The organism is Janthinobacterium sp. EB271-G4-7A (assembly GCF_020858075.1).
GTDB classification, from domain to species: Bacteria; Pseudomonadota; Gammaproteobacteria; order Burkholderiales; family Burkholderiaceae_D; genus Janthinobacterium; species Janthinobacterium lividum.
This window is the reverse complement of sequence record NZ_JACYMI010000001.1, coordinates 3,575,560-3,594,491: the sequence shown is the minus strand read 5'-3', so window position 1 is coordinate 3,594,491 and position 18,932 is coordinate 3,575,560. Positions and strand designations below refer to the sequence as shown.

The 18,932-nt window shown below is 66.4% G+C and carries 10 protein-coding genes and 1 pseudogene; 10 read left to right on the top strand and 1 reads right to left on the bottom strand.

Features of this window, described 5'->3' with window-relative positions:
- Nucleotides 1-6: 6 nt before the first annotated feature.
- The 5 genes and pseudogenes from IGS58_RS16120 to cobA all read left to right on the top strand — a co-directional run bounded on the left by IGS58_RS16120 (nucleotide 7) and on the right by cobA (nucleotide 4,613).
- Nucleotides 7-1,506 carry a CoA-acylating methylmalonate-semialdehyde dehydrogenase gene (locus IGS58_RS16120; protein WP_268989837.1) on the top strand — a complete coding sequence of 500 codons (1,500 nt, stop codon included), beginning with the start codon at nucleotides 7-9 and terminating at the stop codon, nucleotides 1,504-1,506.
- Between the two features lie 70 nt (nucleotides 1,507-1,576).
- Nucleotides 1,577-1,768 (top strand): annotated as a pseudogene (locus IGS58_RS16115) (methylmalonate-semialdehyde dehydrogenase (CoA acylating)); the annotation flags it as partial.
- 73 nt (nucleotides 1,769-1,841) lie between these two features.
- Nucleotides 1,842-2,480 carry an ANTAR domain-containing response regulator gene (locus tag IGS58_RS16110; RefSeq protein WP_230522023.1) on the top strand — a complete coding sequence of 213 codons (639 nt, stop codon included), beginning with the start codon at nucleotides 1,842-1,844 and terminating at the stop codon, nucleotides 2,478-2,480.
- A 157-nt stretch (nucleotides 2,481-2,637) separates the two neighbouring features.
- The gene (locus tag IGS58_RS16105) at nucleotides 2,638-3,828 is read left to right on the top strand and encodes a CmpA/NrtA family ABC transporter substrate-binding protein (RefSeq protein ID WP_442908366.1); all 1,191 of its coding nucleotides are present in this window, start codon (nucleotides 2,638-2,640) and stop codon (nucleotides 3,826-3,828) included.
- A 14-nt stretch (nucleotides 3,829-3,842) separates the two neighbouring features.
- Nucleotides 3,843-4,613, top strand: coding sequence for a uroporphyrinogen-III C-methyltransferase (cobA, locus tag IGS58_RS16100; protein WP_070253683.1), 771 nt, complete (start codon nucleotides 3,843-3,845; stop codon nucleotides 4,611-4,613).
- Nucleotide 4,614: 1 nt separating this feature from the next.
- On the opposite strand, the gene IGS58_RS16095 is transcribed toward cobA, so the two are convergent.
- Nucleotides 4,615-5,607, bottom strand: a complete 993-nt coding sequence (locus tag IGS58_RS16095) for a cyclase family protein (protein WP_230522021.1) — start codon at nucleotides 5,605-5,607, stop codon at nucleotides 4,615-4,617.
- 109 nt (nucleotides 5,608-5,716) lie between these two features.
- Between IGS58_RS16095 and IGS58_RS16090 the strand changes: the two genes are divergently transcribed.
- The 5 genes from IGS58_RS16090 (at nucleotide 5,717) to recD (ending at nucleotide 18,915) form a co-directional block, all read left to right on the top strand.
- Entirely contained in the window at nucleotides 5,717-6,607 is an 891-nt protein-coding gene (locus IGS58_RS16090) for a LysR family transcriptional regulator (protein ID WP_230522020.1), read from the top strand.
- Between the two features lie 143 nt (nucleotides 6,608-6,750).
- Entirely contained in the window at nucleotides 6,751-9,789 is a 3,039-nt protein-coding gene (locus tag IGS58_RS16085) for a CHASE domain-containing protein (RefSeq protein WP_230522019.1), read from the top strand.
- Between the two features lie 75 nt (nucleotides 9,790-9,864).
- Nucleotides 9,865-13,284 (top strand): exodeoxyribonuclease V subunit gamma, encoded by a 3,420-nt coding sequence (gene recC / locus IGS58_RS16080; RefSeq protein WP_230522018.1) that lies wholly within the window; start codon nucleotides 9,865-9,867, stop codon nucleotides 13,282-13,284.
- A complete protein-coding gene (gene recB, locus IGS58_RS16075; protein WP_230522017.1) occupies nucleotides 13,281-16,952 on the top strand; it encodes an exodeoxyribonuclease V subunit beta in 3,672 nt (1,223 codons plus the stop codon). The genes recC and recB overlap by 4 nt, the downstream gene beginning before the upstream one ends.
- A complete protein-coding gene (recD, locus tag IGS58_RS16070) occupies nucleotides 16,942-18,915 on the top strand; it encodes an exodeoxyribonuclease V subunit alpha (RefSeq protein ID WP_230522016.1) in 1,974 nt (657 codons plus the stop codon). The genes recB and recD overlap by 11 nt, the downstream gene beginning before the upstream one ends.
- The last annotated feature ends 17 nt before the right edge of the window (nucleotides 18,916-18,932 follow it).

Here is an 18,932-nt window from a genome sequence, read left to right as displayed (position 1 = left end):
ACTCCAATGACAACGCAACAGATCGGCCACTTTATCGGTGGCAACCCGATGGCTTCGCGCTCCGAGCGCATGAGCGACGTCTTCAATCCCGCCACGGGCGCCGTGACGGCGAAGGTGGCGCTGGCGACGCCTTCCGAATTGAACGCGGCCGTGGCCGCCGCCCATGCGGCGTTTCCCGCCTGGTCGCAAACCTCGCCCCTGCGCCGCGCCCGCGTGATGTTCAAGTTCAAGGAATTGCTGGAAGAGCACTCGGATCAATTGGCCGCCCTGATCACGGCAGAGCACGGCAAAGTGTTCACGGATGCCAAAGGGGAAGTGACGCGCGGCATCGAAGTGGTGGAATTTGCCTGCGGCATCCCGCAAATGATGAAGGGGGAGTATTCGGAGCAGGTGGCCGGCGGCATCGATGCCTGGTCCATCCGCCAGGCGCTCGGCGTGTGCGTCGGCATCACGCCCTTCAATTTTCCCGTGATGGTGCCGATGTGGATGTTCCCGATGGCAATTGCCTGCGGTAATACGTTCGTATTAAAGCCGTCGGAACGCGACCCATCGGCCAGCCTGCTGCTGGCGCAACTGTTGACGGATGCGGGTTTGCCGGACGGCGTCTTCAACGTGGTGCAGGGCGACAAGGAAGCCGTCGATGGCTTGTTGCATCACCCGGACGTGCGCGCCGTCAGCTTTGTCGGTTCCACGCCGATCGCCGAATATATCTACGCCACCGGCTGCGCGCAGGGCAAGCGCGTGCAGGCGCTGGGCGGCGCGAAAAACCACATGGTGGTCATGCCGGACGCGGATATTCCGCAAACCGTCGATGCCCTGATGGGCGCCGCCTTCGGTTCGGCGGGCGAGCGCTGCATGGCTATTTCGGTGGTGGTGGCGGTGGGCAATGTGGCGGACCAGCTGGTCGAGGCGCTGGTGCCGCGCATCGCCGCCCTCAAGATCACGCAGGGCATGGATTTAACAGCGGAAATGGGTCCTGTGGTCACGCAAGTGCACAAGGAGAAGATTGCCGGCTATATCGCCACGGGCGTCAAGGAAGGTGCCAAGTTGGTCAGTGACGGGCGCGGTTTCGTGTTGCCAGGCCACGAAAACGGCTTTTTCCTCGGCGGCAGCCTGTTCGACCATGTCACGCCGGAGATGACGATCTACAAGGAGGAAATCTTTGGCCCCGTGCTGTGCATCGTGCGCGTGCCCGATTTTGCCACGGCGCTGGACCTGGTCAATGCGCATGAATACGGCAATGGTACGGCGATCTACACGCGCGATGGGAATACGGCGCGCGAATACACGCACCGGGTGCAGGTGGGGATGGTGGGCATCAACGTGCCGATCCCCGTGCCGATGGCTTTCCACAGCTTCGGCGGCTGGAAGCGCAGCCTGTTCGGCGACCACCACGCGCATGGTCCGGAATCCGTGCGGTTCTACACGAAGCAGAAGGCGGTGACGCAGCGCTGGCCCGCTTCCACGGCTGCCGGCGCCGAATTTGCCATGCCGACATTGAAATAAGCCCATCCAAACTGCACGTCGGGTGCGAGCACATGCACCGCGTGCAGGTGGGGAGGGATGGGAAAAGCAGGGCGTCAACGTGCCGATCCCCGTGCCGATGGCTTTCCACAGCTTCGGCGGCTGGAAGCGCAGCCTGTTCGGCGACCACCACGCGCATGGTCCGGAATCCGTGCGTTTCTACACGAAGCAGAAGGCGGTGACGCAGCGCTGGCCCGCTTCCACGGGAGCCGGTGCCGAATTTGCCATGCCGACCCTGAAGTAAGGGGCGCTAGCGCTATCTGGTTCGCTTCTTGCTTACTGCAATGGTTGTGTTTAGCCATTGCAGATAGCCCTCCATGACGTCCAGCCGTACCCAGCCATTGCGCATCGTTGTCGTCAACACTATTGTCGAGCACGGCGTGCACGAGAATGCGGCATTGGCGGCCCAGGTGCAGCGTGGCAACGCCTTGCGCATCGGTTTGCTTGAATCGGGGTATGACATCGTCGCCTCCCTGCCAGCCGACCTCTACCTTCCCGAACGTATCGCCCAGTTGCAGCCCGACCTCATCATCATTGACGCCGAATCGGATGCGCGCGACGTACTCGAACACATCGTCATTGCCACGCGCGATGAGCGCCGCCCCATCGTGCTGTTTACCGAAGACGGCGCCACGGCCAGCATTGACGCGGCCATGGCGGCCGGCGTGTCCGCCTATATCGTGGCCGGCTTGCAGGCCGAGCGCATTCAACCCGTGCTGAACGTGGCCCTGGCGCGTTTTCGCCAGGAAGAAAAATTGCGCGCCGAATTGCTCGACACGCGGCACAAGCTGCTCGAGCGCAAGGTGATCGAGCGGGCCAAGGGCCTGTTGATGACGCATCACGGCTTGACGGAAGACCAGGCTTACCAGCGCTTGCGCAGCATGGCCATGAACAAGAAACTCAAACTGGCGGGAATTGCCCAGCGTATCCTCGACGTGGAGGACTTGCTGGGATGAATCGTCCATTTCCTGATACATGCTGGTGCAGTGCACCATTCCGGTGCGTTTCCAGCCTCCCTGGACGGGACGTGCACAGGCACGGTCCTTGCTGCTGGAAGGGGAGAGCCTTGCCCACGGTGGCGCGGAAAAACAGTACTTATCAGCAAGGAATGGTATGACAGAGCAAGCGGGCAAAGAGGCGGGACATGGTGCCCAGATGATGCGGTCCCTGCAGCCGGAAAAACAGACGATACGCATCGGCTACCTGCCGCTGGCCGATTGCGCCTCGCTGGTGATGGCGTCAAAGCTGGGCCTGGATGAAAAATACGGCATCAAGATCGAACTGAGCCGCGAGATGTCGTGGGCAGGCGTGCGCGACAAATTGAATAGCGGCGAACTCGACGTTGCCCACGTGTTGTACGGCCTCGTGTATGGCGTGCAGATGGGCATCGGCGGACAGCAGCACGACATGGCCGTGCTGATGAACCTCAATCACAGCGGCCAGGCCGTCACCCTGTCGGCGGCGCTGGCGCGCGAGGGCGCCCACGATGGCGCCACACTGGCGCGGCACATGCGCGCCGCAACGCGGCCATTTGCGTTTGCGCATACTTTCCCGACCGGCAACCACGCGATGCTGCTGCAATACTGGCTGGCTGCGCATGGCATCGACCCGCTGCGCGACGCGCGCGTGATGACGGTGCCGCCGTCGCAGATGGTGGCCGCCTTGCGCGCGGGCCAGATGGATGGCTTTTGCGCCGGGGAACCGTGGGGCTACAAGGCCATCGTCGATGGCGTCGGCGTGACAGCCACCACCAGCGGCGCCATCTGGCCCGACCATCCGGGCAAGGTGCTGGGCACCAGCGCCTCGTTTGCGCAGCAGCATCCGAACAGCTGCCGCGCCCTGATCGCCGCCGTGCTCGAGGCGGGGCGCTGGATCGACGCCACCGATGCCAACCGGCTGGCCATGGCGGCCATCCTGGCCGAGCCCGCTTACTTGAATACGCCGCAGGAAACGCTGGCGCCGCGCATTCTCGGTCATTATCAGGATGGCCTGGGCAAGACCTGGGACGAGGCGCACGGCTTGAAGTTTTATGGCGCCGGCGCCGTCAATTTCCCCTATCTGTCCGACGGCATGTGGTTCATGACCCAGCACCGGCGCTGGGGCTTGCTGCGCGACGAACCCGATTACCTGACGGTGGCAAGGCAAGTCAACCGCATCGACCTGTACCGCCAGGCGGCGGAAATGACGGCCACGCCCTTGCCCGCTTCACCGCTGCGCAGCTCGACCCTGTGCGACGGCGTCGTGTGGGACGGCAGCGCGCCGGAAGCGTACGCGGCATCGTTTGCCATCGGCCACTTTTTTTAATGGGAGATTTCATCATGGCACAACAAGGAAGCGTGACTTTGGTCGGCGCCGGCCCCGGCGACCCGGACCTGTTGACCATCAAGGCGGTGAAGGCCATCGCGCGGGCCGACGTGGTGCTGATCGACGACCTCGTCAACCCGGCCATCCTCGCGCATGCGGCGCCCGGCGTACGCGTGGTCGAGGTGGGCAAGCGGGGCGGCTGCGCTTCCACGCCGCAGGCCTTCATCGAACGCCTGATGCTGGCCGAAGCCCGCGCCGGCCTGCACGTGGTGCGCTTGAAAGGGGGCGACCCCTATCTGTTCGGGCGCGGCGGCGAAGAGCGCGCCTACCTGCGCAGCCACGGCGTGGCCGTCGAAGTAATCCCTGGCATCAGCAGCGGCCTGGCCGCGCCGTCCAGCATCGGCGTGCCGCTGACGCACCGCGGCTGGAGCCAGGGCGCCATCTTCGTCACGGGCCATGGCAAGGATAGCGCGTCCGAGCCGAACTGGACGGCACTGGCGCAGAGCAAGCTCACCCTCGTCATCTACATGGGCGTGGCCCGGGTGGCCGCCATCCAGGCCGGCTTGCTGGCCGGCGGCATGGCGCCAGGCACGCCCGTGGCCGTGGTGCAATCGGCCAGCTTGCCGGCGCAGCGCCAGTTGCTGAGTACCTTGCAAGCCTTGCCTGCCGACTTGCTGGCCAGCGGCCTGGGCAGCCCCAGCATCATCGTCGTGGGCGAGGTGGTGCGCTGCGCCGATGCCTGGGATGACCATGGCGCACAGGGCTTGCTGGCCGCGACCGTGTGATTTAGCGGATCGGCAGCGCCACGGGACGGATGGGGGCCGCGTCGCCGCCACGGAATTTCAATGAAGCGCCGATGAAGGCAAACTGGTAGACCCTGTCGCGCGACAGCGCTTCCAGGTCGACCAGTTCCAGGATGGGCGTGCCCTGCTGCGCCAGCAGATAGGTGTGCACGGGCAGGTAATTGCCTGCCACTTCGGACGGAAACGCTTCGAAACTGAGGTTGTCCGCACCGACCACCATGGCGCCGCCATCTTCCACGAGGAATTTTGCCGCGTCCAGCGACAGGCCGGGGGGATTGGCCATGTACGCTTGCGCCTGCTCATAGTGCTGCATGCGGCCCGTGCGTATCAGCACCACGTCGCCTTTTTCCAGCGTGACCTTCTGTTTTGCCAGCGCCGCGCGCAAGTCTTGCCGCGTGACCCGGTAATTGTCGGGCAGCTGTTGTAATCCCTTGGCCACGGCCACGTCGATCAGCACGCCGCGCGCGACGATGGGCGGCAGTTTTTCGGCCCCCGTCACGGTCCAGCCCCGGTCGCCCAGGTATTGCTCTTCCGTAAAACCATTCCAGATCTTGCCGTTCAATCCAAAGTGATTGAGGGCGTCGATATGTGTGCCCATGTGCGCATACATGGACACGGCCGAACCCGTATAACTGACGTGGCGGTTCATCTGTTCGCCCACGTTCATTGAGTCGGCCACCACGTTGCCCTTCGGCGTGTGCGTCATCCACATCTGGTAGGGTGGATCGCCGGCCGCCTGCCAGCTGGGCATGCCGACATAGAAATCGACGGCCAGGTCGTAGCTCTTGCCGCCGTCGATGCGCGCCAGGATGGCGGCGCGCGAGGCCGGTGTCATCAGGTTCAGGCGGCCGATCTCGTCTTTCGGCCCCCAGGGGCTGATGCCCACTTCCGGCAGGGCGGCGGCCGGGGTGGCCTGCGCTGTGCCGGCCAGCAGCGCCAGCAGCACGGTGGTCAGGGTGGCGGATGGTTTGAACATGGGGGTACTCCTTGCGTGACATGAATGAAGAAGCCGCCATCATATTATTTTCTAATTCATTGATAATCAGCGATAAAATAATAAGATATTCAACCATAAGGAAAGAATCATGGATGTCCTGGCGCACATGCGCGTGTTTCGCAAGGTGGTCGAGCGCGACAGCTTCAGCAAGGCGGCGCTGGACCTGAACCAGTCGGCGGCGGCCATCAGCAAGCAGGTGCGCCAGCTGGAGGCGCATCTGGCGACCGTGCTGCTGGTGCGCACGACGCGGCGCATGAGTTTGTCGGACGGCGGGCGCGCCTATTATCTGGAGTGCTGCCGCCTGCTCGATGAAATCGATGCGCTGGAACTGGCCACACGCGGCTGCGCCGGCAAGGTGGCGGGGCGGCTGCGCGTGAATGTACCGCTGTCGTTTGGCCTGAAGGTGCTGTCGCCGCTGCTGCCGGTGTTCATGGACCGCTATCCGGAAGTCAAAATCGAAATGACCCTGGACGACCGCCTGCGCGACGTGGTGGGCGAGGGCTATGACGTGTCGCTGCGCATCCGCGCCGCGCTGGCCGATTCGACCCTGGTGGCGCGCCGCCTGGGCGACGTCGAACAGATGATTTGCGCGGCGCCCGCCTACCTGGCGCGGCGTGGCACGCCCCGTCAGGCGCAGGATTTGCACGGCCACGATTGCCTGGCTTACCGCCTGGCCGACAGCCCCGGCATCTGGCAGCTGGCCGGCCCGGAAGGGAGCAGCAGCATCGTCCTGCCCGTGCGCTTTTCCGCCGACAGCAGCCTGCTGCTGGCCGACATGCTGGTGGCGGGCATCGGCGTGGGCGCGCTGCCGTCGTTCGTCGCCGCGCCGCTGCTGGCCAGCGGTGCCCTGGTGCGCGTGCTGCCGTCGCACGGCATGGCCAGGCGCGGCGTGTATGCCTTGATGCCCGACGGACGCCATGTGCAGGAAAAGGTGCGCGCCTTTTGCGACTTCCTGGCCGGTGAGCTGCGGGAGGCTTAAGCGCACGTTGTTTTCCAGTGCAACCATCATGCGCGCTTTTTTTCTTGCACAAGCGCGTCTGGCAGGAGCTTTGATAGTATCCTCGTACTTGCTGGGTGGCCGGAGCGCCGCACATTCGAGGAAACCGGAATAAGCGATTGACAATGCACACTTTGAGCAAGGGCGGGGCGGGATCAGGCATCAGGATCTGGGCGGGTGGCTTGCTGCTGGCATTGGTGGTGGGCGGCGCCCTGTATGCGGGTGCGGCGCGCACGGTCAATGACGACGCCGAACAGCGTTTCGACAATCTCACGCATGGCGCCCAGCATAGCCTGGCCACGCGCGTAAAAAGCTATTCCGACCTGCTGCGCGGCCTCGAAGCCCTGTTCCGCACCAGCGAGCACCTGACGCGCCGCCAGTTCCACGATTACGTGGCCGGCCTCGATATCGCGCGCCAGTTCCCTGCCATCGAATCGGTCAATTACGCGGTGGCCGTCCCGTCGGCGCAGCGCGCCGCCTTCATCGAGGCCGTGCGCAAAGACACCAGCCTGGCGCCGCGCGGCTATCCCGCATTCACCATCCGTCCGCCCGGCGAGCGGCCGGAATACGCGGTGCTCACTTACCTGGAACCCGACTCCCTGCTGGCCGAGCGCATGGGCGTCGATATCGGCGCCAACCCGCTGGTGGCGCAGGCCCTGGCGCAGGCGCGCGACAGCGGCGAGGTCGGCGCGTCGGGCCAGGTGATCATGATCAAGGGACCGCCCGCGCACGTGGGCCTGGGCATGCGCCTGCCCGTGTACCGCAATGGCATGCCGCAAGGCAGCGTGGCCGAGCGGCGCGCCGCCTATCAGGGATCCGTCGGCATCGGCTTTGGCGTGGCGCAGCTGGTGCACAGCGCACTCGAACGCAGCGCCCTGGAACCGCTGCACCTGACCCTGTACAGCGCCGCCGAGGCGCCGCCTGCCGACGGCGTCTGGCGCATCACGCCGCAGGACCGCCTGCTGTTCAACGACGGTGGCGACCTGACGGCCCCGCCGCCGCAGCCGGGCAGCGATGCCGACTATTTCGACCAGGTGCTGCCGGTGGCGTACCAGGGCGGCCTGTGGAAAGCCCATTTCCGCGTGCGCAAGGCGGAGCTGTACAGCCCCTTCGACCGCTATTTTCCATGGCTGGCGCTGGCCGTCGGCGTGGCCGGCACCCTGCTCATTTATGGCTATATCTTTACCTTGTACCGCTCGCGCCGCAACGCGGTGGCGCAGCGCACCTTGCTCGATACGGTGCTCGACAGCGTCGACGCCTACGTCTACATGAAGGATGCCGACCTGCGCTACCGCTACGTGAATGCGCGCACGGCGAAGATACTGGGCCGTTCGGCGGAGCAGCTGATCGGCCGCCAGGATGGCGAATTGATGCTCGGCGATGCGGCGGCATCCGCGCAGCGCACGGAGCGCCAGGTGTTCGACAGCGGCGCCAAGTTCGTCGGCGAGGAGCGCTTCGTCGATGCGCAAGGGCAGGTGCATCATCTGTGGAGCGTGAAGGTGCCATTGGGCTTGCCCGGTCCCGTCACGGGCCTGATCGGTTTGTCCACCGACGTGACGGAGCTGCACCGGCTGAAGGAGCAGGCCGACGCGGCCAGCCAGGCCAAGAGCGACTTCCTGTCGAACATGAGCCATGAGATCCGCACGCCGATGAACAGCATCATCGGCATGGCGCATCTGGCGCTGAAATCGGTAGCCGACGCGCGCCAGCGCGACTATCTGCAGAAAATCTTCCATTCGGGCCAGCATTTGCTGGGCCTGATCAACGACATCCTCGATTTTTCCAAGATCGAGGCGGGCAAGCTGGAACTGGAAGTGCTGGATTTCCGTCTCGACACCCTGCTGGCGAACATCGCCAGCCAGCTCGGCGATGCGGCCGCCGTCAAGGGTCTGGCACTGCAATTCGATATCGCGCCGGAACTGACGCAGCGCTGGCGTGGCGACCCGCTGCGCCTGGAGCAGGTCTTGCTGAACCTGGCCAGCAACGCCATCAAGTTTTCCGACAATGGCAGCATCTTCGTGCGCGTGCGCCAGTCCGAGGAGCGGGGCAGCCACAGCATGCTGCGCTTCGAAGTGCAGGACCGGGGCATCGGCATGAACCAGGACGAGGTGGCGCAGCTGTTCCGCTCTTTCCACCAGGCGGACCCGTCGACCACGCGCAAGTATGGCGGCAGCGGCCTGGGACTGGTGATCAGCAAGCAGCTGGTGGAGCTCATGGGTGGCAAGGTGGGCGTGTACAGCCAGCCTGGCCTGGGCAGCACCTTCTGGTTCACGGCGCGCCTGGAGAAAAGCACGCAGGCCAGCGACGAGCGCATCGCCGAAGTGGAGCCGGAAGTGCTGGGAGTGATACGCGGCGCGTCCATCCTGCTCGTGGAAGATAACGTCTTCAGCCAGCAGGTGGGCTGCGAATTGCTGGAAGACGCCGGCGCCACCGTCTGCGTCGCCTGCAATGGCCGCGAGGCGCTGGAATTGCTGGCCCACCAGCGCTATGACTGCGTGCTGATGGACGTGCAGATGCCGGAAATGGACGGCTTCGAGGCGACGCGCCGCATCCGCGCCGATCCGCAGCTTGCCGGCCTGCTGGTGATCGCCATGACGGCCAATGCGGGCAGCGAAGACCGCGCCCGCTGCCTGGCGGCGGGCATGGACGAATTCGTGACCAAGCCGATCGCCCCGAATCTGCTGTTTCACCTGCTGGCGAAATGGTTCCGCCTGCGTGGAGGCATTGGCGGCATCGGCCATGCGCGCGCGGGCGAGAGGCCGGCGGCAGCGCCGAAAGCGCCGCCATCGGCCGCGTCGCCGGAATTGCGCGACACGGCCATCCTCGACCTGGCCACGCTGGCGCTCACGTTTAGCAATGACGCCGTGAAGATGCGCAAGTACACCCAGCTGTTTCTCGATACGGCGCGCGACGGCATCGCCGAAATGGAGCAGGCCATGGCGCTGGAAGACCTGGGACGCCTGGCCGACCTGGGCCACCGCAGCAAATCGTCGGCGCTGGCCGTGGGCGCGCATGCCTTTGCGGGTCTGTGCACGTCGATCGAAGGCTTGCGTCTGGGCGGCGATCTGCAGCAGGCGCGCGCCTTGCTGACGGCGCTCGGGCCGGCGCTGGCGCAGGTGGCAGAACAAATTTCAGTGGAATTTGCCGCCAGCGACGCCCCCTGACGCAAGCAGCGGCGATAATATGCCTTTGACGTCTCTGGCCACCCGGCCGGAGGCGCGGCAACCCATCGGATCAGCATGCATACTCCCGTTACGCCCGGCCTCCTCATCCTGCATGGCAACCAGCTGGAACAGCTGCGCGCCGCTGTCTTCCAGTGGCTGCGCCAGCATCCGCTGGCGCCCCTGGAAACGGATATCTTCCTGGTGCAGTCAAACGGCGTGGCCGAGTGGCTGAAGATCGCCCTGGCCGAGGAGATGGGCGTGTGCGCCGCCACGCGCATCGCGCTGCCGGCGCGCCTGCTATGGGAAAGCTACCGGGGCATGCTGGGGCGCGAGCGCGTCCCGCGCGTGTCGCCGTTCGATAAGTCCCCGCTGACGTGGCGTTTGATGCGCCTGTTGCCGTCCTTGCTGGCCGACCCGGTCTTCGCGCCGCTGCGCTACTTCCTTGCCGATGGCGACAGCGAGCGCCGGCTGCAGCTGGCCGAGCGGCTGGCCGATTTGTTCGACCAGTACCAGGTCTACCGCGCCGACTGGCTGGCCGATTGGGCGGCGGGTAGCGACCAGTTGCGCACGGCGCGCGGTGTATCCATCGCATTGAAGGAAGACCAGCGCTGGCAGGCGCAGTTGTGGCGCGCCGTGGCTGCCGATGTCGAGGCGTTCGAGCGCGACACGGGCCGCGCCGACATCCACGACGCCTTCCTGGCAGCGATCGCCGCCGGCGATGCGCCTGCCGGCAAGCTGCCGCGCCGCGTCGTGCTGTTTGGCGTGTCGGCCTTGCCGTACCAGACCTTGCAGGCGCTGGCCGCGCTGGCGCGCCACACGCAGGTGGTGCTGGCCGTGCCCAATCCGTGCCAGTTTTACTGGGGCGACATCATCGACGGGCGCGACTTGCTGCGCGCGCAAAACAAGCGTCAGCGGCAGCGCAACGGCACCGACCTGGCGCAAATTCCGCTGGAAGAACTGCATGCGCACAGCCACCCGCTGCTGGCCAGCTGGGGCAGGCAAGGGCGCGATTTCATCCGCATGCTCGACGAATTCGACGAACACGCGCAAGCCGAGGGGCGCGACGACAGCCTGCGCATCGACCTGTTTGGCGAGGAAACGGGCGAGACCCTGCTGCAGCAGGTGCAGGTGGCGATCCGCGAACTGCGCCCGCTGGCCGAGCATGAGCAAGTGCCGCCCGAGCCAGGCGACCGCTCGATCGAATTCCACGTGGCGCACAGCGTGCAGCGCGAAGTAGAAGTGCTGCACGACCAGCTGCTGGCCATGTTCGCGCACAGCGCCCAGACGGGCTTGCGCCCGCGCGACGTGGTGGTGATGGTGCCCGACATCGACACTTTTACGGCCGCCATCCACGCCGTCTTCGGCCAGTACCGGCGCAATGACGAGCGTTTCATTCCGTTCGAGATCGGCGACGTGAAGGACCGCAGCGTCAATCCGCTGCTCGTCGCGCTCGAGTGGCTGCTGCAGCTGCCGCAGCAGCGCTGCCGCCAGAGCGAGGTGCGCGACTTGCTCGACGTGCCGGCGCTTGCCGCCCGCTTCGGCCTGCAGCCGGACGACCTGGCCACCCTGGGCGCGTGGATCGAAGGGGCCGGCGTGCGCTGGGGCCTGGACCAGGAACACCGCGCCGGCCTGGGGCTGGGCGCGGCCGGCGAGCAGAATGCGTGGATATTCGGCGTGCGGCGCATGCTGCTCGGCTATGCCAGCGGCAGTGGCGCCAGCTTTGGCGGCATCGAGCCGTATGCGGAAGTGGGCGGCCTCGATGCGGCGCTGGCGGGGTCCCTTGCGCAGCTGGTCGAGGCGCTGCTGCACTGGCGCACCGTGCTGGCAGGCGCGCGCACGCCAACCGAGTGGGGCGTGCAGGCGCGCGCGCTGCTGGCCGCCTTCTTTGATGCTGACGACGAGGGCGACCGTTTGACCCTGGCGCAGCTGGAAGGCGCATTGCAGGGCTGGCTGGAAACCTGCGAGCATGCGGGCTTTGTCGAGCAGGTACCGCTGTCCGTGCTGCGCGTGGCGTGGCTGGGCGCACTGGACGAGCCGACCCTGAACCATCAATTCGTCTCCGGCGGCGTCACGTTTTGCACCCTGATGCCGATGCGCGCCGTGCCGTTCCGCGTCGTCTGCCTGCTGGGCATGAACGATGGCGATTTCCCGCGCCGCGCGCAGAAGGCCGATTTCGACCTGCTGGCGCTGCCCGGCATGGCGCGCCCGGGCGACCGCTCGCGCCGCGACGATGACCGCTACCTGATGCTCGAAGCCTTGCTGGCCGCGCGCGACAAGCTGTACGTGAGCTGGGTGGGGCGCAATGTGCGCGACAATTCCGAGCAGCCGCCGTCCGTGCTGGTGTCGCAGCTGCGCGATTACCTGGCCGCCGGCTGGTCGCTGGACCGGCACCTTGTATCGCTCACCACCGAGCATGCGCTGCAGCCGTTCAGCCGCCGCTATTTCGAGGCCGATGGCTTGCTGACCTACGCGCGCGAATGGCGCGTGGCGCATGCCGATGCGGATGCGCAGGCCGAGGAACTGGCGCTTGGCCCTTACGAGCTCGATCCCGGCACGCGGCTGAAACTGGGCGAGCTGGCCAGCTTTTTGCGCCAGCCCGTCAAATACTTTTTCCGCCGCCGCTTGAGCGTGTATTTCGCCGATGCGGCCATGCTGGGCGAGGATGAAGAGCCGTTTGGCCTGAACGCGCTCGAGCGCTATCTGCTGGAAGACACCATGCTGGACGACGGCGGCGCCGTCGAAGCGCTCGATGACGTGCGCGCCAGCCTGGAAGCGCGCGCGGAAAAGCTGGCGCGCGAAGGCGTGCTGCCCATCGGTCTGATCGGCCGGCAAGTGCAGGCGCAATTGGTCGAGGCGCTGGTGCCCGTGCGCAGCGCGTGGCTGTCCTTGCGCGCCTCGTTTCCGTACGCGGCCGAGAAGCGCGCCATCAACTTGCCGTTTGGCGAGCTGCAGATCGACGACTGGCTCGACAAATTGTGCAGCAACGGGCAGGACACGGCCTGGCTGATGCAGATTTCCTCGAAGGTGACGGACAAGGGCGGCCTGGCGCGCGGCGACAAGCTGATGCTGATGTGGCTGCGCCAGCTGGCCGCCGCCGCCCTCGGTTTCCCCGTCACCGGCTACCTGGTGGCGCGCGACGCCATCGTCAGCATGGCGCCGCTCGATCCGGCTACGTCGCGCGATGCGCTGGCCACCTTGCTGGCGCTGTGGCGCGAAGGCATGAACCATCCGCTGCCGACGGCGTGCAAGACGGGCCTCGCGCTGGTGCAGCAGGGCGACCCGCGGGCCGTCTACGACGGCGGCTTTGAAGTCTCCGGCGAGCGCGAAGAACTGTGCCTGGCGCGCCTGTGGCCCGAGTTTTCCGCATTGGCCGCGGAAGAGGCCTGGGAAGACTGCACGCGCGAGCTGTATGGCCCGCTGGCCGACTGGCTGCAGGAACACATCACGATCGACCCTATCAGCGCGCCCGCAGACGGCGCGGGAGAAGAACCATGACGAGCCATCTGCTCAACCCCCTGGCGTTCCCGCTGCACGGCTCGCGCCTGATCGAAGCGTCGGCCGGCACGGGCAAGACCTGGACCATCGCCGCGCTGTACGTGCGGCTCGTGCTGGGGCATGGCGACGACGACAGCCGTTTTACGCGTCCCTTGCTGCCGGCCGACATCCTCGTGATGACGTTTACCCGCGCCGCCACGCGCGAATTGTCGAACCGCGTGCGCGAGCGCCTGATCGAAGCGGCCGCCTATTTTCGCCACGAATTTGGCATTGAATCCGGCGGCAGCGACCCCTTTCTCGACGCCTTGCTCGAGTCCTATCCGGACGAGAGCGAACGGCAAAAGGCCGCGCATCGGCTGATGCTGGCCGCCGAGACGATGGATGAAGCGGCCATTTTCACCATCGACGCCTGGTGCCAGCGCATGCTGCGCGAGCACGCGTTCGACAGCGGCAGCCTGTTCGACGAAGAACTGGTCAGCGACGAGCAAGCCCTGTTCGAGGATGCGGCCCACGATTACTGGCGCCAGCAAGTCTATCCCTTGCCGCCGCAGGCGCTCGACGTGCTGCTGGCCTGCTGGCCCGACGTCGGGGCGCTGAAGAAGGGCGCGCGCGAGCTGGCGCGCCGCGCGGACATCATGGGCATGGCGGACGAGGAACCGTTGTCCGCGCTGATCGCGCGCGAACAGCGGGCGCTGGCCGCGCAGCTGGCTACCCTGAAGGCGGGATGGGTCGAGCGCGTGGACAAGATGGCCGCCTGGATCAACGACCACCGCGCCGCCAATCCCAAGTGTTTTAACGGCGTCAAGATGAAGCCGGAGAACCTGGCGAAGTGGTTCGATGGCTTGCGCCGCTGGGCGCAAGACCCGCTGCTGCTGCAGCCGGCCATCACGGCCAAGGCGTGGGAGAGATTGACGCCGTTCGGCATCGAGGATGCGTTTGCCAAGAGTTTCACGGCCCAGGTGCCCGAGTGCTTCGAGCATACGGAAGGGCTGGGCATCGCCCTGGCGGGCCTCACGCCGCTGGCGCACAAGCTGCACCTGCATGCTGCGGCGGCCATCGCGCGACGCATGGACCAGCTAAAACGCCAGTCGCGCCAGTTCGGCTTTGCCGACATGCTGCAGCGCCTGCACGACGCGCTGGCCGGCGAGAATGGCACGGCCCTGCGCCAGCGCATCATCGACCAGTATCCGCTGGCCATGGTCGATGAATTCCAGGATACGGCGCCCGCCCAGTACCAGATTTTCAATCTGCTGTACCGCATTGCCGACAACGATCCGGCCCTGGGCCTGTTCCTGATCGGCGACCCGAAACAGTCGATCTACGGCTTTCGCGGCGCCGACATCCAGAGCTACCTGGCGGCGCGGCGCGCGACGACGGGACGCCATTACCAGCTGGGCACCAACTACCGTTCGACGGCGCCCCTGGTGGCGGCCGTCAACCAGCTGTTCCTGCACGCCGAGCGCGCCGAAGTGCCGCTTGGTGCCTTCCGCTACCGGAAAAATGGCGAGAACCCGCTGCCGTTCGAAGCCGTCGATGCCAAGGGCCGCGCCGAATACCTGGTGAACGCCAGCGGCCCGCTGCCGGCCCTGCTGGCCGCCTGCGCCAGCGATGAAGGGCTGCGCGGCGACAGCTACCGCGAGTATTTCGCGCAGCACTGCGCCGAACATATCGTCGCCATGCTGGGCGATGCGCAAGCCGGTTTTACTGGCCCCGACGGTTTTACGCGCCTGCAGCCGGCCGATATCGCCATCCTCGTGCGCGACCGCAAGGAAGCGGCCGCCATCCGCCGCGCGCTGGCGCGCCGCCGGGTCGCCAGCGTGTACCTGTCCGACAAGGATTCCGTCGTCGACAGCGAGGAAGCGCAAGATGTGCTGCGCTGGCTGGCGGCGTTGGCCAATCCGCTCGACGGGGGACTGGCGCGCGCCGCCTTTGCCACGCGCACCATCGGCCTGTCGCTGGGCGAGCTGGCGCGCCTGTCCAGCGATGAACTGGAATGGGAACGCAGGGTCGAGCAGTTGAAGGCCTTGCACCTGATCTGGCAGCGCCAGGGCGTGCTGGCCATGCTGCGCCGCTTCATCCACGAGCTGCAATTGCCCGCCATGCTGCTGCAGCAGACGGGCGGCGAGCGGCGGCTGACGAATCTGCTGCACCTGGCCGAACTGCTGCAATCGGCCAGCCGCCAGCTCGATGGCGAGCAGGCGCTGATACGCTGGCTGGCCGAGCAGATCGCCGGCGAAGGCGAGGGCGGCGACGAGCGCGTGCTGCGCCTGGAAAGCGATGCGGAGCTGGTCAAGGTCATCACCGTGCACAAGTCCAAGGGGCTCGAATATCCGCTCGTGTATCTGCCGTTCGCCGTCACGGCGCGCAAGGTGGATAAACGCAACCGCAGCTTCTTCGACTATGCGGGCGAGGATGGCGAACGCCGCCTCGACTTGTCCTTGTCCGACGAAGCCATGGCGGCGGTCGAAGAGGCGCGCATCGAGGAAGACCTGCGCCTGCTGTACGTGGCGCTGACGCGCGCGCGCCACTTCCTGTGGCTGGGCGTGGCCGCCCAGGCGGCGCGCAAGGCGGGCGAGAACACCTTGCACGAATCGGCGCTCGGCTACCTGCTGACGGGCGGCGACAAGCTGCCGTTTGACCAGTTGCTGCTGCGCTGGCAGCAGGTGGCGGGTGACTGCGACGCCATCTACGTGGGTTCTCTGGCGCAGCCCGATGCCTGCACGGTGCTGGACCGGGTCGAGCGGCGCCCCGAGTTGCGTCCCGCGCCCGTGTTCGTGGGCGAGTTCGAGCGCGACTGGTCGGTAGGCAGCTTTACGTCGCTGACGCGCCAGATCGGCGCCGTGGCGGCCGCGCACGTGCCGCAGCGGGCGCTGGAAGAAACCCTGCTGGAAGATGGCACGGCCGTCGCCGTGACTTCGCCGATGCACATGGGCGACGCGCCATGGCACCGCTTCCCGCGCGGCTCCGTGCCCGGCAATTTCCTGCACGAGCAGCTCGAGTGGATGGGCAGCGAAGGTTTTGACAGCGTCCACGAGGCGCACTTCGACACCCGTCTGGCCGCGCGCTGCGAGCGGGCCGGCTGGGGCCATCGCCAGGAAGACGCCATCGCCTGGCTCAGGGAAATCGCCCTCACGCCGTTGCCGCTGCTCGATGCGTCGCTGTCGCAGCTCGATAGCACCCTGTCCGAGATGGAGTTCTGGTTCCCCAGCGAGCATTTGTCCACGGGGGCGCTCGACCAGCTGTGCACGCGCCTGCTGCTCGATGGCGCGCCGCGTCCCGTGCTGCCGCGGCGCCAGCTGCACGGCATGCTGAAAGGCTTTGCCGACCTGGTCATCGAACGGGATGGCCGCTACTGGGTGCTCGACTACAAGTCGAATGCGCTGGGCGCCAACGATGGTGCCTACCACACGCAGGCGCTGGCCGCCGGCATGGCGCAGCACCGCTACGATATCCAGGGCGCCATCTATATGCTGGCCCTGCACCGGTTGCTGAAAAGCCGGCTCGGTGATGCCTATGATGCGGCTGAGCACCTGGGCGGCGCCATCTTCCTGTTCCTGCGCGGCATCGCGAATGCGGATACACATGGCTGCTACTGGCTGGCGCCGCAGCTGGAATTGCTGAACGGCCTCGATCAACTGTTAGAAGAAACGGAACACCATGCAGCATAATGAGCAGATGGATGCCTTGCAGATGGATGCCTTGTTGACCCACTTTGACGGCGTGGCCGAAGCGGGCCATCTGCGCCGCCTGAGCGCCGCCTTTGCCCGCTTCATCGCCAGCCTGAACGAGAATGCGCCGTATGCGCCGGCCGTGGCCGTGGCGTGCGTGGTGCTGTCCGAGCTGGAAGGGCGGGGGCACAGTTGTTTGATGCTGTTTGAACTGGCCAGCGAACCGTCGCAGTTGCTGGGCTGGAGCGAGGAGCTGTGGCATGCCGTGCTGGCCGTCTCCGGTCCGCTGCCGGACAGCGTCGATGGCTGGCGCGCGCTGCTGGCCGGCGCGCCGCAAGTGTGGCAGGTCGGTGCGGCCGATGCGCGCCAGCCGCTGGTGCTCGATGGCGACCGTTTGTATCTGCGCCGCTACTGGCGCGACGAAAGCCTGGTGGGCGAGAAAATCGCCCTCCGCGCACAGGATTTGATTGATCCCCCGCTGGCGCAGGTGCGGCAATGGCTCGACATCCTGTTCGACCAGCCCGCGCAGGATGGTGGCCCGGACTGGCAAAAAGTGGCGTGCGCGATCGCCCTGCGCGGCAAGGTGGCCATCATCACGGGCGGGCCGGGGACGGGCAAGACGTACACGGTGGCGAGCCTTTTGACACTGCTGTTTGCCGTCTCGCCGCAGCCGGAGCAGCTGCGCATCGCACTGGCCGCGCCGACGGGCAAGGCGGCCGCTCGCCTGAAACAGTCGATCGACAAGGCGCTGGAAGGCTTGGCGGCGAAGGCGGGCGATGCCTTGCCCCTGCAGGAACTGGCGCGGCGCATGGGGGCGGCCCGCACCCTGCATAGTTTGCTGGGTGCGCGGCCCGAGACGCGCGCCTTTGCCCATCACGCGGGCAATCCGCTCGACGTCGATGTGCTGATCGTCGATGAAGCGTCGATGGTGCACCTGGAGATGATGGCCAGCGTGCTCGATGCCTTGCCGTCCACGGCGATCCTGATACTGCTCGGCGACAAGGACCAACTGGCGTCCGTGGAAGCGGGCGCCGTGCTGGGCGACTTGTGCCACGACGCGCAGGCGGGCGGCTACACGGACGCCACCATCGCGTATGCGCAGGCGGCCAGCGGCGTGGCCATACCCGCTGATTTTGCCGGTGCCGCCGGCGCGCTGGCGCAGCAGACGGTGATGCTGCGCCACAGCCACCGCTTCAGCGGTCCGATCGGCGAGCTGGCGCTGGCCGTGAATGGCGGCAGGCCCGATCTGGCCAAAGCGTGCTTCGCCGGCGACAGCGGCGGCCAGCTGGCGTGGAGCGTGCCGGCGCAGCAGGAAGACGTGCTGCGCCTGGCCTTGCGCGGACGCGCCGACGCACCGGGCGGCTACCAGCCTTACCTGGAACTGGTGAATGCGGGCGGTGAAGGCTACGCGCAGCATGACGACTGGGTGCGCGCCGTGCTGCACAGTTTTGAATCGTTCCGCATCCTGTGCGCCGTGCGCGAAGGCGAGTGGGGCGTGGCGGGCCTGAACACGGCCATCGAACTGCGGCTGGAAAAGGATGGCTTGATACGCCGCAGCGAATGGTATGTGGGCCGTCCCGTGATGGTCACGCGCAACGACTACGGCACCGGCGTGTTCAATGGCGATATCGGCTTGACCTTGCGCGATCCTGCGCGACCCGGTTCCCTGCGCGTGTATTTTTTGGAGGGCGAGAATGTGCGCAGCGTGCTGGCCACGCGCCTGCGCCACGTGGAGACGGCGTTCGCCATGACGGTGCACAAATCGCAGGGCTCGGAATTTCGCCACACGGTGCTGGTGCTGCCGCAGGAAGGCGGCGCCATGCTGGCGCGCGAACTGGTCTACACGGGCATCACGCGCGCGCGCGACTTCTTTACCCTCGTCTCGCCCACGCAGGCCGTGCTGTTCGACGCGATCCTGCGCCGCACGCAGCGGGCCAGCGGCTTGAGGGGGCTGATCCGCTGATAGGTTGACAGGGTTCG

Coding starts and splice junctions, on each gene's coding strand:
- IGS58_RS16095 (WP_230522021.1), bottom strand. CDS start 5,607: ATGTTCAAACCATCCGCCACCCTGACCACCGTGCTGCTGGCGCTGCTG.
- recC (WP_230522018.1), top strand. CDS start 9,865: ATGCATACTCCCGTTACGCCCGGCCTCCTCATCCTGCATGGCAACCAG.
- IGS58_RS16090 (WP_230522020.1), top strand. CDS start 5,717: ATGGATGTCCTGGCGCACATGCGCGTGTTTCGCAAGGTGGTCGAGCGC.
- recD (WP_230522016.1), top strand. CDS start 16,942: ATGCAGCATAATGAGCAGATGGATGCCTTGCAGATGGATGCCTTGTTG.
- IGS58_RS16105 (WP_442908366.1), top strand. CDS start 2,638: ATGACAGAGCAAGCGGGCAAAGAGGCGGGACATGGTGCCCAGATGATG.
- cobA (WP_070253683.1), top strand. CDS start 3,843: ATGGCACAACAAGGAAGCGTGACTTTGGTCGGCGCCGGCCCCGGCGAC.
- IGS58_RS16110 (WP_230522023.1), top strand. CDS start 1,842: ATGACGTCCAGCCGTACCCAGCCATTGCGCATCGTTGTCGTCAACACT.
- recB (WP_230522017.1), top strand. CDS start 13,281: ATGACGAGCCATCTGCTCAACCCCCTGGCGTTCCCGCTGCACGGCTCG.
- IGS58_RS16085 (WP_230522019.1), top strand. CDS start 6,751: ATGCACACTTTGAGCAAGGGCGGGGCGGGATCAGGCATCAGGATCTGG.
- IGS58_RS16120 (WP_268989837.1), top strand. CDS start 7: ATGACAACGCAACAGATCGGCCACTTTATCGGTGGCAACCCGATGGCT.